The organism is Myroides sp., assembly GCF_032073645.1.
Taxonomy (GTDB): Bacteria; Bacteroidota; Bacteroidia; order Flavobacteriales; family Flavobacteriaceae; genus Flavobacterium; species Flavobacterium odoratimimum.
The window spans coordinates 237,252-250,998 of sequence record NZ_DAMANB010000001.1 but is presented as its reverse complement, the minus strand read 5'-3'; the positions used below and the strand labels follow the sequence as shown (position 1 = coordinate 250,998).

Below are 13,747 nucleotides of genomic sequence, written 5' to 3'. Positions count from 1 at the left end.
AATAAACTATAAATTCATTAAATGTTGATTTTTAGAGCTTTATAGAGCTATTAAGTCTTCGGTAAAAGTAACTCCATTGAGTAATTCATTGGCTTTCATAGGTTTTTTACCTGGGAATTGAAGTCTTAAAATATTGATAAAACCTTTTTCGACAGCAATTTTAAGCTCTTTTTTGCTAGAAACTACTTTACCAATAGGGTAGTTGTGACTATCTTCCTCATAATTAGCTTCGTATATTTTAACTGTCCATTCATTACTTTTATCTTGAAAGAAACACCATGCTGTAGGGTATGGACTAAGCCCTCTAATAAGATTGTGTATTTGCTGACCTGTTTGTGTGAAGTCAATTTTAGTATTGTCCTTATTTAATTTATAAGCTGTTTTGGTTTCTTCTTTTGGTTGAGCAGTTGTAGTAACATTACTTTCTTTGATCAATTCAAGCGTTTCTAATACAGTAGAAGCTCCTAAGACCATCAGTCTGTCATGTAGTTCACCAGCATTCTCATTAGCTCCAATATTTAATTCCTTTTTAAGAATGATAGCTCCCGTATCTATTTTTTCGTCTATAAAGAATGTAGATACTCCGGTTGTTGTTTCTCCATTGATAATAGCCCAATTGATAGGAGCCGCTCCTCTATAATCTGGTAAAAGGGAAGCATGTAAATTAAAGGTTCCTAGTTCTGGCATTTTCCATACTACTTCAGGAAGCATTCTGAAAGCAACCACTACATTAAGGTTAGCATTATAACTTTTTAATTCTTCTAAGAACTGTTCGTCTTTTAAGTTTGTTGGTTGTAGTATTGGTAAATTTTTTTCTAAAGCATATTCTTTAACAGCTGAGTACTTAATCTTCTGTCCTCTACCAGCTGGTCTGTCAGGAGCAGTAATTACAGCTACTACGTTATAGTTATTTGTATATATAGCATCTAGAATCCCGACAGCAAAGTCTGGAGTTCCCATGAATACGATACGCAAGTCTTTCATATTACTAAATATTGATTTTCTAGGTTTATTTTTATTTTATTTTGTTCTTGTAGTACTTGTAGTGAATATATTATATCCTCTTTATCTATACCATGCTCTACTTCTAATTGTTGAATAGTGCTAGGTGTATGTAATAGAATTTTAAATATATTGTCAATAATAACACTACTAGTTTTATGTTTCTTTTTATTAGATATACATGTAGAACAAGTACCACAATCAGTTGTTTTGTTTTCATCAAAATACTTTAGCAGTATTTTGTTCTTACAAATATCTTCATTTTCAATATAAAATAAGAGAGATTTATATTGATTTATCTTTTGTTCGTTCTGTTGTTTAAGATATGGAAATGTACGGTATAGTACTCTGTCTTCTTCCCAAGCCTCATTGAATATCACTGTAAGATCGTTTTCTTCAGGAATGTAGTTGCATAAGTTTTGGTCATGACAATCCTTTAAACAAGCGATAATGCTCTCTTGACTTTCGCCAGTATGTTGTTCTATTAGGTGTAAATCTAAATCTTGTTCGTACTCGTGTATTCCTGTGTAAGTACGTAGTATGAAGTGAATGATGTTCTCGTAACTTTCATTGTCATACGTTATGTCTAGTATTTCACTACTAGGAGCAGTAAAGAGCAGTTTAGTTTTATTTTTACTGTTTTCTAATAGTCGAATGATACCTTGTCTATCTAAGAATTGTAGTGCGTTATAAGCTCTCCTATGTGGAAAGTTATTATGACTACAGAATTTATTGAAATTTAAACTGTAAGTACAGTTGTATCCCTCTCCATAAGCAATACTTAGAAAGTTATTGAGTTTTCGATAGATGCGTTTAAGAAACTCTTTGTCAAAGAGATTCGTTTCAAACATTTCACTGTTTTGCTTGATTTCTTGTGGAGTGACTAGCATAGTAGCAAATGCTTTATTACCATCTCGTCCTGCTCTTCCGGCTTCTTGGTAATAGTTCTCTATGTTTTCGGGTATCTGTATATGGATTACATTCTTTACATTTTTTTTGTCAATCCCCATTCCGAAAGCATTAGTCGCTACCATAATAGGTGTTTTTTCTTCTATCCAATCTTGCATTCTTTTCTTTTTTTCAATGATAGATAAGCCCCCATGAAAAAAAGTAGCTTTATAATTCATTTGATTTAATTGGTTAGAGAAGAAATAAGCTTCTTTTCTATTGCGAACATAGATGATTGTTGGTGCAGGATTTTTTTGTAATATGCGTAGAACCATGTTTAATTGGTTCTCTACCTTATATACACCGTATATTAGATTCTCTCTCAAAAAGCTTTTTGTGAATAGCTTTGGAGAATTAAGTTTAAGATTTGTGCAGATGTCTTCTATTACTTTTTTATTAGCAGATGCTGTCAGTGCAATAATAGGTACTTCAGGGAAAACATCACGTAATTTTCCTAATTCTAGATAAGCAGGTCTAAAGTCATGTCCCCATTGAGAGATACAATGGGCTTCATCAATGGCTATAATACTGATTTTAAGCTTTTCTATTCGTTCAAGAATCCAAGTCTGTTTTAATCGCTCAGGTGATATATATAGAAATTTATAGTTTCCATATAGGCAATTGTCAAATATGGCATCTATCTCATGCATTGGCGTACCTCCTATAATAGAAGTAGCCTTTATATTAAGTTTGTTAAGATTGTTGACTTGGTCTTCTATTAGAGCGATCAAGGGGGAAACTACTAAACATGTGCCTGGTAATAGAAGTGTAGGAATCTGAAAGCAGATACTTTTTCCTCCACCTGTAGGAAGTAAAGCAAAAGTATCATTCTTTGCTAGGACAGAATCTATAATGTCTTTCTGTGGCTCTCGAAAACTGTCGTAGTTCCAGTACTTTTGAAGAATTTCAATTGGTGTGGTCATGTGCTAACAGAAATATATGAAAATATGATAACGAATTTACAAAATTTGTTGTAAATAAAAGGGTTATAGTTTGAATACTATAACCCTTTTAACTCAAATATGATGATTTCTTAAATTCTGCTTAATATAAAATCAATTCTATTCTCAACTGTGTCTCTTGGAACTTCGATTAGATCGTAACCATAGTTTTTATATGTTGAGATAAGATGTTCGTGTATTTGACTTGCCTGTTCAAAATTCTCATAACGTTGTTCATCACTTTGATAAATTGATTCCCAAGGTGGTAATAAGAATATTTGGTGATAAAGATGTTGTTTACATGCTATATCAAAACTCTCAGGGTATTTGTCTCCTGTGTAATGCATATAAGCTAGTACATCAGGAATTCCTCTATCTATAAAAACAATATTCGCTGATTCTTTAACAGCATCTTTATGTTGCTCGATTCTTCCTTCTAAAAGTAATTGGCTGAATAATAGAGGTTCTGTTAAGAACAATTGATCAATACCTTTTTCTTGGGCTTTTTTCGTTACCGCACGAGATATTTCTGGATAGCAAACATATCCTTTGTTAGTAAGTTCGTTAATCAACGTAGTTTTACCAGAACCGGGTCCTCCTATGATTAAGATTATTTTTGTGTCCATTTTGCTGTAAATATCAAAGGTGCAAAAGTACAATAAAATGTGGTCTGCAAAAGAGTTTTAACTACATCTTTTGAAAATTATAGTGGTTAATTTGATTATATTTGCCTAATAAAAACGATATGGACGATAAGACAATAGAATTTTATAAAAGATTAAAAGAGCAATTAGAAGACGATAAAATGTGGCCAAGACCTTACCTTTATAAATTTATAGTGCCAGGTGAACCTGAGAAAATTGCCAGAGTAGAAGAAGCTTTTGATGGTTGTAATGCAGATATTCAAATTAAGAACTCTAGTACAGGTAAGTTTGCAAGTGTTTCTGTAAAACTTACAGTGAAGAATGCACAAGAAATCATTGATAAATACATTGCAGTTTCAACTATTGAAGGAATAGTTTCTTTATAATCCTTTTTTTACCTATTTTTAAATAAATTACTTGATTAGGAGTTATATATAAATAACTTAATAAGTAATTATTCCAATATAACAGTATAGATAATATGAAATTTGATTCCAAAGAAGCAGTAACTCACTTAGATTATAATTCCTTAAGAAAACCATTGATAATACCAGAATATGGGCGTCATCTACATAGTTTGATAGACCATATTTGTAAAATCGAAGATAGAGAAGAGCGAAATAATGGCGCTAAGTATGCTATTAGTGTGATGGGGAGTATGAATCCGCACTTGCGTGATGTACCTGATTTTCAACATAAGTTATGGGATCAACTATTCATGATGTCTGAGTTTAAATTAGATGTTGATAGCCCATTTCCTATTGCAACACAAGAAACTATCTTTACAAAACCTGGTAAATTAGCCTATCCTCAGAATCACCCTAAATATAGATTTTATGGTAATAATATTACCTATATGATAAATAAGGCTATCGCTTGGGAAGATGGTGAGATGAAGGATGCCTTGATATTAGTGATCGCTAATCATATGAAGAAGAGTTATCTGAGTTGGAATAAAGAAACAGTGAAAGACGAAGTGATCTTTGAGCATCTATGTGAGCTGTCTAATGGAAAGATTAATTTATTTAAAAAAGAAGAAGAATTATCTACTACTGCTAACTTAATGCAGGTAAATAAGAAACAATCTAACAAAACGAATCACTCTAATAATCAGAAGAGTAATTCTAACAACAACAATAACAATAAGAAATATAAAAGTAATAACTATCATTCAAAAGGTAAGAAGTAATGAGTACATTTAAGATTGAAGGAGGTTTTAAACTACAAGGGGAGGTATATGCTCAGGGTGCTAAAAATGAGGCATTGCAGATTTTATGTGCTGTCTTATTAACACCAGAAAAAATTGTACTCTCTAATATACCGGATATCATTGATATAAATAAATTAATAGAGTTATTAGGCAAATTAGGAGTTAAAATTGAAAAGTTAGGTCCTAATAAGATGTCATTTCAAGCGGATGAGTTAGATTTAGATTATCTTATCTCAGATGACTTTAAGACAGATGGTAAAGCCTTAAGAGGATCTATTATGATGGTTGGGCCTTTATTAGCTCGTTTTGGAAAAGGATATATCCCAAAACCAGGAGGAGATAAGATAGGACGTAGAAGATTAGATACGCATTTCGATGGATTTATAAAATTAGGTGCTACATTTAGATATAATAGAGAAGAATATTTCTATGGAGTAGAAGCAGAGAAGTTAGTAGGTGCTGATATGTTGTTAGATGAAGCATCTGTAACAGGAACTGCTAATATACTAATGGCTTCTGTATTAGCAGAAGGAGTTACGACTATCTATAATGCAGCCTGTGAGCCATATATCCAACAACTGTGTAAGATGTTGAACTCTATGGGAGCTAAGATTCAAGGTGTTGGGTCTAACTTACTGACTATAGAAGGAGTGACAGCACTAAAAGGTTGTGAGCATACGATGTTACCAGATATGATAGAGATCGGTTCATGGATTGGGTTAGCAGCGATGACACAGAGTGAAATTACGATTAAGAACGTAGGTTGGGAGCATTTAGGTGTGATACCGAATACTTTTAGAAGACTTGGAATTACATTAGAGAAGCGTGGAGATGATATTTATATTCCAGCTCATACAGATGGATATGAAATCCAAAACTTTATAGATGGTTCTATACTTACTATAGCAGATGCGCCATGGCCAGGACTAACACCTGATTTGTTAAGTGTTATCTTAGTAGTAGCGACACAAGCTAGAGGAGAGGTATTAATCCACCAAAAGATGTTTGAGAGTAGATTATTCTTTGTGGATAAGCTAATTGATATGGGAGCTAAGATTATTTTATGTGATCCGCATAGAGCTGTTATTATAGGACATGACTTTAAGTCTCAGTTAAAGGCTACTAAGATGTCTTCTCCTGATATTCGTGCAGGTATATCTTTATTGATAGCTGCTCTATCAGCTAAGGGAGTAAGCGAGATTCAGAATATAGAGCAAATAGATAGAGGATACGAAGCTATAGATGATAGACTACGTGCTCTAGGAGCTCATATAGAAAGAATAGAAGAATAGTATAAGAATATATTAAAAGGACTAAGTCAAGCTTAGTTCTTTTTTTTGTGCTTTTTTGTAGTATATCTCTCCATAGATAGTTCTTAGTTGTAATCCTAATATTGATTTAAAAGACTTTATAACAGTATCATTTAAAAGTAATACCATTAGGTATGAATACGTTAAAGTGAAAGAGCAATTATTATCTTAAACTAGTATACGAGTTGTGATTTTAGTATTTAGGAATAGATATAAGGCGTAAGGCTTGCACTTTCTAGAGGTTTGCTAGGAGATTTCTAGGGGTTTTCCTGCCTAGAAGGTGTTTTTGTCGAAGAAATGTGCAAGAAACCTGCAAGCAATCTGCTAGTATACCAGAGCAAAATTCATTAACTACTCAATACACACTAAAAAGAATATACTTATATATGAATGTCGTTTTTTGATATTTTAATATTCGGCTTTTTGAAGCTGTGGTTATTCTATCTTTTGTGTAATTGTAGACAACTAAGAATTCACTAAACTAAGCTCGTAAAGTAAGGATCTACATTAATAACGAGAGTCGTTCTTGCTAAATATCAAATACTAATACAGCGTTATTATTTTTGGATTAAGTCAAGTACTTTAATACCGAATACAAAACCAAAATTCTTATAAGGTCCATTCGAAACAGTTTTAAAGAAGTCTATTCTAAAAGGTCTAAACTTTCCAAAACCAAAGTTATTTAAGCCTATACTATATTCTCCATACACATCTTTATCAGGAACATTCAGCATATGGTATCCTACTACGATAGAATATCGGGTCTTATTTAATAAAGGAATTTTATTCATGATATACCCTCTAAAGTCGTGTTCTAGGTGAAACTCAACATAAGATTTATTTGTACTATATTCATAGTAGGGTAGTAAGTTGAATTGTTTGTTATATACAGCGGTAGATCCTATAAAAGTTCTATTTCCATTGAAGTGTTTATAGTCAGTGAAGGCGATATCATTTTGTTCAAGGTATTTTCCTGCAGCTAGCCCTATGTATAAGTTTCCTATTTTACCGATATTATCATTGTACTGTGTTGCAAATGATACAAAAGTATAGTTATAATTACTAGTTGTAGCATTCAATGTCTTATCTAATGTAAGTGATATAATAGGATATTTAGAAGTAGGTAAATATTGTTTGTAATCTGGATAAGTGATTATTTTTTGGTCAAAGATGATGTTTAGCCCTAAGTTAAATTTAAAGATAGAATTATCTTTAAATGGTGCATTATCAAAATCCGTTGGGTCTAATGGGTTATTAGAAGTAAAGTCTTTTTGTGGTGCAAATGGTGGGCTGTTAAGACTATTATTTAATGCTCTTCTATGAGCATACTCTAATAAACCACTAAACTTAAATCTATTAAAAGCATATTGTTCATACTTGATTTGAAGGTAACTTTTCTGAAAATACTTTGCATAGTTTTTACCAAAATAAGCACTTGCAAATGAGTTAATAGGCGTTTTAATAGGATCATCTTGGTTAAACTGTAATATCGTACTACCACCAGATATAGTGATTGTATTATAGTCTATTTGATTAAAGATATGAGATGCATATCCAGATACTCTATATTTATTTTCGGAGATACCATAGTTGACGATTGTACCTAGTTTAGTTTGAGAGTAGTCGTCTTTTACTTTTACATAGTCTAAGCCTGTAGTAACATTGAATCCTTGTACCGCATTAAATGCGAATGTGGATAAAAGTCCACGATAGGTAATAGCCGAGTTTTTATAAGAGTTTAAATGTTGATATCCCTTGACTAACTTAAAAAGAGTGAAGTTATTAGTTCTATTATCTATAGAATCTAATGTTACCCTTGTTGCTTCTTGTATTTTTATTTCTTGTTCATTGAAAGTAGCCATCTCTTTTTTAGATAAAGGATATGGTCTATTCTTTTCCCAGTAACTTTCTGGCTGATGTAAGAAGTTATTAGAATATTGGATTAGTTCATTGCTGAATTGTGATTTATTAATAGAGTTGTCTGTTTGGTAATTTGTATAATGCGCTTTAAATGAACCAACATAGTCAAATACTAAGAATTTCCCTTTCAAATATAGGTTTTGACTTTCTTTAAGATATAGATTTAGTAATGGATTATGCTTATACTGTTGAGTTATTACGACTTGTTTTACATTCTTTAATCCAACATTTTCTCCATTCATAGCTGCATACAGTTCTGTAATTTGCCATTTATCACTAGTGATTTTTATTTTACCTTCCATGATAGGTTCTCTATCCCTTTTTGGGGTAAAACCTATTGTATATATATCATTTCCTAAAGAATCAGTGTCTTTTTTCAGTAATTTAAAATAGTAATATGTCTTAGCATAGGACATCAGAGGAGAGATTACATTAATCTGATTAGAAACGATTTTATCGTATAAATTAATATCACTATCTGTTGCTGTTAAGAAGAAAAGATCTTTTGCCTTTCCTATTTCATTGAAGGCGATAACTTTTTCTTTTCCATAATCTTCATTTAAAACTGTTTGTTGAGAAGATAACTCTCCTAGATAGATAAAGTTATTTACATCTGTTATATCAAGTGAGGGATCTAGGTCTTTTCTTTTTTGCCCTAAGAATGTTTCTCTTCCTGATGCAAGTTGAAGATTACCTTTAGAATAATAGTCAAGAGTATATTTCTCTAAGTTATTCGTTTTTTTATGCGTACTAGCTAGATCCATAATGAAGATGGCATATTCATCTTGTGGATTATCGTAAAAGATGTCTGTTTCTTCTAAAGGAGTAAGGACTAGCTCTAGTTTTTGTGCATTAGTTTTATTTGGAGTGTACTCTATCCTTCTAATTGTAAAATCCTCTTTTTGAGCATAGATATATTGACCTGGAATTATTTCTATCTGAAACTCTCCATTCTGGTTAGTGATAGTCTGTTTATCCGTTTTTTTTACAAATACTGTAGCATTCTCTATAGGATTACCATATAAGTCTATGACTTTACCATTTACAGTGTTGTCTTGTGCATAACTACCGTATATAGATAGTATCACAACGCATATAGAAGTAATATACTTAGAAAAAGAATGTTTCATTATAACTGTAAAGAAGCAATAGCTAAGTCGTAACTTTTTAGACCAAAGCCTAATATTACTCCATGTGATACTGGTGATATATAAGAATGTTTTCTAAAATCTTCTCTCTTATGTGTATTAGAGATATGTACTTCGATGACAGGTGCTGTTATACCTGAGATGGCATCAGCTATAGCGATAGAGGTATGCGTGTACGCTCCTGCATTTAAGATAATAGCATCATAGCTAAAACCTACTTCATGTATTTTATTAATTAGTTCTCCTTCTATATTAGACTGATAGTACTCGAGTTCTACTTCAGGATAATTAGCCTTTAATACTTCAAAGTAATCTTCAAAAGAGGTGTGACCATATACATCAGGTTCTCTTTTTCCTAGAAGATTCAGATTAGGACCATTTATAATTAATATTTTCATGTAGTTTAATTTACTTCTGACAAATATATTATTTAATACTTAATCAGTTGCTTAAAAAAAAAGTTAATGCTTCTTATGTGTGTTATATAGTGTTTTTATAAATAGTATTTCACACTTATAAGAATAGTGTTTAGTGTTGTTTTATGTGGTTTGTGCTGTTTATTATGTTAAAAATGGTTTTATATAGCTGGTGTTTTAGTATAAAATCGAATAATAATTGTTTTGTTATGGTTAAAAACAGTTGTTTTAACTTATATTTATGAATTGTTTTTTATTTTATATTATATTGTTTATTAGTGTTTTAGTGTGATTTTTGTAGATTTTATGTTATCTAATTGTTATTTTATCATTAAAAATTACATCGCTATTAGTGATAGTCGCTACATTTGGATTGTTAATTAAAAATAGCTTAAAAACATGAAAAAACTAGTACTTTCATTAGTTGCAGTTGCAGCTTTCGGGTTCACTGCTAACGCACAAGAAACAGAAAAACCAACTTTCGGATTCCAAGAATCTAATGTATTCGTTGAAGGGGCTTTCCAAATTAATGATGTAACAGTTAAACCTAAGAATGGTGGATCTGATATCAAAACAACAGAATTTAACTTTACTCCAAAAGTAGGATATATGTTATCAGATAAATTCGCTGTTGGTGTTGAATTAGGATTTGGAAAACTTGGTTTAAATAGTTTTGAAGGATTTGATGGAATTGAGGATTTAAAAGGAGACCATGTTAATACAACATATGCAGGAGCATTTGGACGTTACTACTTTTTAGAAGTTGGAAGACGTTTTAAAACTTTTGCTGAAGTAGGTATTGGATATAATGAGGCAAAAATTAGAGGTGGAGTTGCTGATGTAAAAGCAACAGGTATTAAAACTGGAGTTACTGTTGGATTTAATTACTTTGTAACTGAGAAAATTGCTCTTGGATTTAATATGGGAGATATCTTCTTTTACGAGAATTACAATGTTAAGGCAGCTGGAACAAAAGTTGCAACAGTTTCAAATACTAAATCTAACTTAAACATTTTCAATAACTTCTTTGATAATGCTAAGTTTAGTTTAACTTACAAATTCTAATTAGAATAAAATCTTATTTGAATATAGAGAGCCTCTTTTTAGAGGCTCTTTTTTTGTTTGTATATTTGGGATATAAAAGAATGTACTATGGCTTCTGGGTATTGGGAAGGGTTTATTAAGATGTTTACTACTTATTTAAAGTTAGAGCGAGGACTCTCGCTTAATTCGATAGAAAGTTACGAATTAGATATTCGTAAGTTTATCGGGTATATAGAAGGGTATGATGAGCACGTCTTATTAGAGGCTATAGATGCAAGTGTGGTACAGGAGTTCTTGTATAGTATCGCTGATATAGTTGCACCTACCACCCAATCGCGTATAATATCAGGATTAAAGAATTTTTTTAATTACTTTATCTTAGAAGGTTATCTAAAGGTTTCCCCAGTAGAGTTGATAGAAACACCTAAGACAGGACGTAAATTACCTGATGTATTAAGTGTAGAAGAAATAGATATACTTATAGAGGCAATTGATCAATCTACTCCAGAAGGCTTTAGAAATAAAGTAATGTTAGAAGTATTGTACAGCTGTGGTTTACGTGTAAGTGAATTAGTAGGACTTAGGTTATCTGATCTCTTTTTTGAAGAAGGTTTTATACGTGTGATAGGTAAGGGGAGTAAGCATCGTTTTGTACCTATTGATCATAATAGTATGGAACTAATCGTATTGTATAATGATTCTATACGTTCTCATCAGGTAGTTAAGAAAGATAGTTCTGATATTTTATTTTTGAATAGAAGAGGAGGGCAATTGACCCGAGCTATGATATTTACTATTATTAAGCGATTAGCTGTAGAAGTAGGTTTAGAGAAGAATATTAGTCCACACACATTTAGACATTCTTTTGCTACGCATTTATTAGAGAATGGAGCTGATATTAGAGCTATTCAATTGATGCTAGGACATGAGTCTATCACTACAACAGAAATATACACACATATTAGTACAGAGCGTTTGAGGTCGGTATTAGAAGAATTTCATCCACGTGCTGGTAAGATATAAAAAAAGAGCTATTCATTTGAATAGCTCTTTTTTGTGACTTGTTGTCTTTATTATTTAGCAATATTTATTGCTCTAGTTTCTCTAATTACAGTAATCTTCACTTGACCTGGATAAGTCATCTCAGTTTGGATTTTTTGAGAGATATCGAAAGAAAGAGTAGCAGCCATTTCATCAGTTACTTTTTCACTTTCTACGATAACGCGTAATTCACGTCCTGCTTGAATAGCATAAGCATTTTTAACTCCTCCGAATTCATTAGCTATACTTTCTAGATCTTTAAGACGTTGAATGTATGAATCCAATACTTGACGTCTAGCACCTGGTCTAGCACCTGAGATAGCATCACATACTTGGATAATCGGAGCGATTAATGTAGTCATTTCTATCTCATCGTGGTGAGCACCTATTGCATTACATACTTCAGGTTTCTCTCCGTATTTTTCTGCCCACTGCATACCTAAGATAGCGTGCGGTAATTCACTTTCTGTTTCTGGTACTTTACCGATATCGTGAAGTAATCCAGCACGTTTAGCTAACTTAACATTTAAGCCTAACTCTGCTGCCATTAATCCACATAATTTAGCTACTTCACGTGAGTGTTGTAGTAAGTTTTGTCCATAAGAAGAACGGTATTTCATTCTACCTACTATTTTGATTAGTTCAGGGTGTAGACCGTGAATACCTAAATCAATAACAGTTCTCTTACCTATTTCGATAATTTCTTCATCGATTTGTTTAGTCGTTTTAGCTACTACTTCTTCGATACGAGCAGGGTGAATACGACCATCTGTTACTAATCTGTGTAGAGATAGACGAGCAATCTCTCTTCTAACAGGGTCAAAGCAAGATAGGATAATAGCCTCAGGAGTATCATCTACAATGATTTCTACTCCAGTAGCTGCTTCTATAGCTCTAATGTTTCTACCTTCTCTACCAATGATTCTACCTTTTACATCATCAGATTCGATGTTGAATACAGACACGCAGTTTTCTACAGCTTCTTCCGTACCAATGCGTTGAATAGTATTGATAATAATCTTTTTAGCCTCTTGTTGAGCTGTAAGTTTAGCTTCTTCGATAGTCTCTTGTATTGAAGCCATAGCATTTGCTTTTGCTTCATTTTTAAGACTCTCTACGATTTGAGCTTTTGCTTCCTCAGCTGTAAGGCCAGAGATGATTTCTAATTGTTCTACTTGAGAACGGTGAAGTCTATCTACCTCTTCTTGTTTCTTTTCAATGATTTCAAGTTTAGTACTGTATTCAGCAACTTTTTTCTCACTTTCATCATTTGCTTTCTTTGCTTTAGCTAATTCACTTGAAATTTGAGACTCTTTATCTCTAGTTCTTTTCTCAGCCTCCGCCATCTTCTTATCACGAGCTAAGATTACTTGTTCATGTTCAGATTTTAACTCTATAAACTTTTCTTTAGCTTGTAATATTTTCTCTTTTTTAATTGCCTCTCCATCAGTCTTTGCATCACGCAATATCGTTTTGGCCTCGTTTTGAGCATTAGACAATATTGAGGAAGCATGGTTTTTTTCAAGGTACTTCGCCACCATGAAGCCTATCGCAGCACCAAGTATTATTCCCCCAACGATCATTAGTATTTCCATAAATGTTTCTATAAATTATATATAAAAAAAGCTCACATTAGTTTGAGTCGCGTAAACTCTCTTATTAACAAGTTTTGAGTTAGCTTGCTTTTCAAGGATCTGCGCAAGGCAGCATGCTTTAGTTGCAAAGATTCACCCATTTTAATTTGTTTGTGTTGAGTTTATCAAACAGTACTAATGTGAGCAGTATTTTTAGTATCTTATGTTAAGAACGAATTGTTATATTTTTTTAGAAAGTACACGATCTAAAGCTTCATCCAGTCTGATTAAACGTTCTACAGCTTTGTTATAACTATCTGTAGTATCAATTGTCTTTTGTTCGTTTTGTGATGCGAACTGTAACGCACACATCGCTAGAACATCTTGCTTATCTCTTACAGCATAGTTTTCCTCAAATTGATGTATCATTAAATCTATCTTCTTCGATGCCGATCGCAGTCCTTCCTCTTGCGAATAGGCCACCGTTAGGGGATATACTCTATCAGCTATAGATAGTTTTATTTTTAATTGTTCATCTTTTTGACTCAT

Annotated in this window: 12 protein-coding genes and 1 other RNA gene; 5 read left to right on the top strand and 8 right to left on the bottom strand. The window is 32.3% G+C overall.

Annotated features, from left to right (window positions below):
- Positions 1-39 precede the first annotated feature (39 nt).
- The 3 genes from fmt to RT228_RS01130 all read right to left on the bottom strand — a co-directional run bounded on the left by fmt (position 40) and on the right by RT228_RS01130 (position 3,517).
- A complete protein-coding gene (gene fmt / locus RT228_RS01140) occupies positions 40-984 on the bottom strand; it encodes a methionyl-tRNA formyltransferase (protein WP_006257045.1) in 945 nt (314 codons plus the stop codon).
- Complete coding sequence (locus tag RT228_RS01135) at positions 981-2,873, bottom strand: ATP-dependent DNA helicase RecQ (RefSeq protein WP_006257044.1); 1,893 nt, start codon at positions 2,871-2,873, stop codon at positions 981-983. Before RT228_RS01135 ends, fmt begins: the two co-directional genes overlap by 4 nt.
- Before the next feature lie 110 nt (positions 2,874-2,983).
- The gene (locus RT228_RS01130) at positions 2,984-3,517 is read right to left on the bottom strand and encodes an AAA family ATPase (protein WP_006257043.1); all 534 of its coding nucleotides are present in this window, start codon (positions 3,515-3,517) and stop codon (positions 2,984-2,986) included.
- A gap of 119 nt (positions 3,518-3,636) precedes the next feature.
- On the opposite strand from RT228_RS01130, the gene RT228_RS01125 reads away from it, so the two are divergent.
- From RT228_RS01125 to murA, 3 genes are all read left to right on the top strand, one after another.
- Positions 3,637-3,921, top strand: coding sequence for a DUF493 family protein (locus RT228_RS01125; protein ID WP_006257042.1), 285 nt, complete (start codon positions 3,637-3,639; stop codon positions 3,919-3,921).
- A gap of 95 nt (positions 3,922-4,016) precedes the next feature.
- The gene (locus RT228_RS01120; RefSeq protein ID WP_006257041.1) at positions 4,017-4,724 is read left to right on the top strand and encodes a DUF4290 domain-containing protein; all 708 of its coding nucleotides are present in this window, start codon (positions 4,017-4,019) and stop codon (positions 4,722-4,724) included.
- Positions 4,724-6,037: a UDP-N-acetylglucosamine 1-carboxyvinyltransferase gene (gene murA / locus RT228_RS01115; RefSeq protein WP_006257040.1), complete on the top strand. Its 1,314-nt coding sequence runs from the start codon at positions 4,724-4,726 to the stop codon at positions 6,035-6,037. The genes RT228_RS01120 and murA overlap by 1 nt, the downstream gene beginning before the upstream one ends.
- 575 nt (positions 6,038-6,612) lie before the next feature.
- Here murA and RT228_RS01110 read toward each other — a convergent pair.
- On the bottom strand, positions 6,613-9,105 hold the full coding sequence (locus RT228_RS01110; protein ID WP_006257038.1) for a DUF5686 family protein: 2,493 nt from the start codon (positions 9,103-9,105) through the stop codon (positions 6,613-6,615).
- The gene (gene aroQ / locus RT228_RS01105; protein ID WP_006257037.1) at positions 9,105-9,521 is read right to left on the bottom strand and encodes a type II 3-dehydroquinate dehydratase; all 417 of its coding nucleotides are present in this window, start codon (positions 9,519-9,521) and stop codon (positions 9,105-9,107) included. The genes RT228_RS01110 and aroQ overlap by 1 nt, the downstream gene beginning before the upstream one ends.
- 417 nt (positions 9,522-9,938) lie before the next feature.
- Between aroQ and RT228_RS01100 the strand changes: the two genes are divergently transcribed.
- A complete protein-coding gene (locus RT228_RS01100) occupies positions 9,939-10,604 on the top strand; it encodes an outer membrane beta-barrel protein (RefSeq protein ID WP_006257036.1) in 666 nt (221 codons plus the stop codon).
- An 87-nt stretch (positions 10,605-10,691) separates the two neighbouring features.
- On the top strand, positions 10,692-11,606 hold the full coding sequence (gene xerD, locus RT228_RS01095; RefSeq protein WP_006257035.1) for a site-specific tyrosine recombinase XerD: 915 nt from the start codon (positions 10,692-10,694) through the stop codon (positions 11,604-11,606).
- Positions 11,607-11,656: 50 nt separating this feature from the next.
- Here the strand turns inward: xerD and rny are convergent, their stop codons facing one another.
- The 3 genes from rny to RT228_RS01080 all read right to left on the bottom strand — a co-directional run bounded on the left by rny (position 11,657) and on the right by RT228_RS01080 (position 13,747).
- The gene (rny, locus tag RT228_RS01090; protein ID WP_006257034.1) at positions 11,657-13,219 is read right to left on the bottom strand and encodes a ribonuclease Y; all 1,563 of its coding nucleotides are present in this window, start codon (positions 13,217-13,219) and stop codon (positions 11,657-11,659) included.
- A gap of 53 nt (positions 13,220-13,272) precedes the next feature.
- A non-coding RNA gene (gene ssrS, locus RT228_RS01085) (6S RNA) lies at positions 13,273-13,380 on the bottom strand.
- A 58-nt stretch (positions 13,381-13,438) separates the two neighbouring features.
- Positions 13,439-13,747 (bottom strand): cell division protein ZapA, encoded by a 309-nt coding sequence (locus tag RT228_RS01080; RefSeq protein ID WP_006257033.1) that lies wholly within the window; start codon positions 13,745-13,747, stop codon positions 13,439-13,441.

Bases quoted from the DNA above. Each gene is read 5' to 3' on its own strand.
- RT228_RS01125 (WP_006257042.1), top strand. From the start codon at position 3,637: ATGGACGATAAGACAATAGAATTTTATAAAAGATTAAAAGAGCAATTA.
- fmt (WP_006257045.1), bottom strand. From the start codon at position 984: ATGAAAGACTTGCGTATCGTATTCATGGGAACTCCAGACTTTGCTGTC.
- RT228_RS01110 (WP_006257038.1), bottom strand. From the start codon at position 9,105: ATGAAACATTCTTTTTCTAAGTATATTACTTCTATATGCGTTGTGATA.
- RT228_RS01135 (WP_006257044.1), bottom strand. From the start codon at position 2,873: ATGACCACACCAATTGAAATTCTTCAAAAGTACTGGAACTACGACAGT.
- RT228_RS01130 (WP_006257043.1), bottom strand. From the start codon at position 3,517: ATGGACACAAAAATAATCTTAATCATAGGAGGACCCGGTTCTGGTAAA.
- rny (WP_006257034.1), bottom strand. From the start codon at position 13,219: ATGGAAATACTAATGATCGTTGGGGGAATAATACTTGGTGCTGCGATA.
- xerD (WP_006257035.1), top strand. From the start codon at position 10,692: ATGGCTTCTGGGTATTGGGAAGGGTTTATTAAGATGTTTACTACTTAT.
- murA (WP_006257040.1), top strand. From the start codon at position 4,724: ATGAGTACATTTAAGATTGAAGGAGGTTTTAAACTACAAGGGGAGGTA.
- RT228_RS01100 (WP_006257036.1), top strand. From the start codon at position 9,939: ATGAAAAAACTAGTACTTTCATTAGTTGCAGTTGCAGCTTTCGGGTTC.
- aroQ (WP_006257037.1), bottom strand. From the start codon at position 9,521: ATGAAAATATTAATTATAAATGGTCCTAATCTGAATCTTCTAGGAAAA.
- RT228_RS01080 (WP_006257033.1), bottom strand. From the start codon at position 13,747: ATGAGTCAAAAAGATGAACAATTAAAAATAAAACTATCTATAGCTGAT.
- RT228_RS01120 (WP_006257041.1), top strand. From the start codon at position 4,017: ATGAAATTTGATTCCAAAGAAGCAGTAACTCACTTAGATTATAATTCC.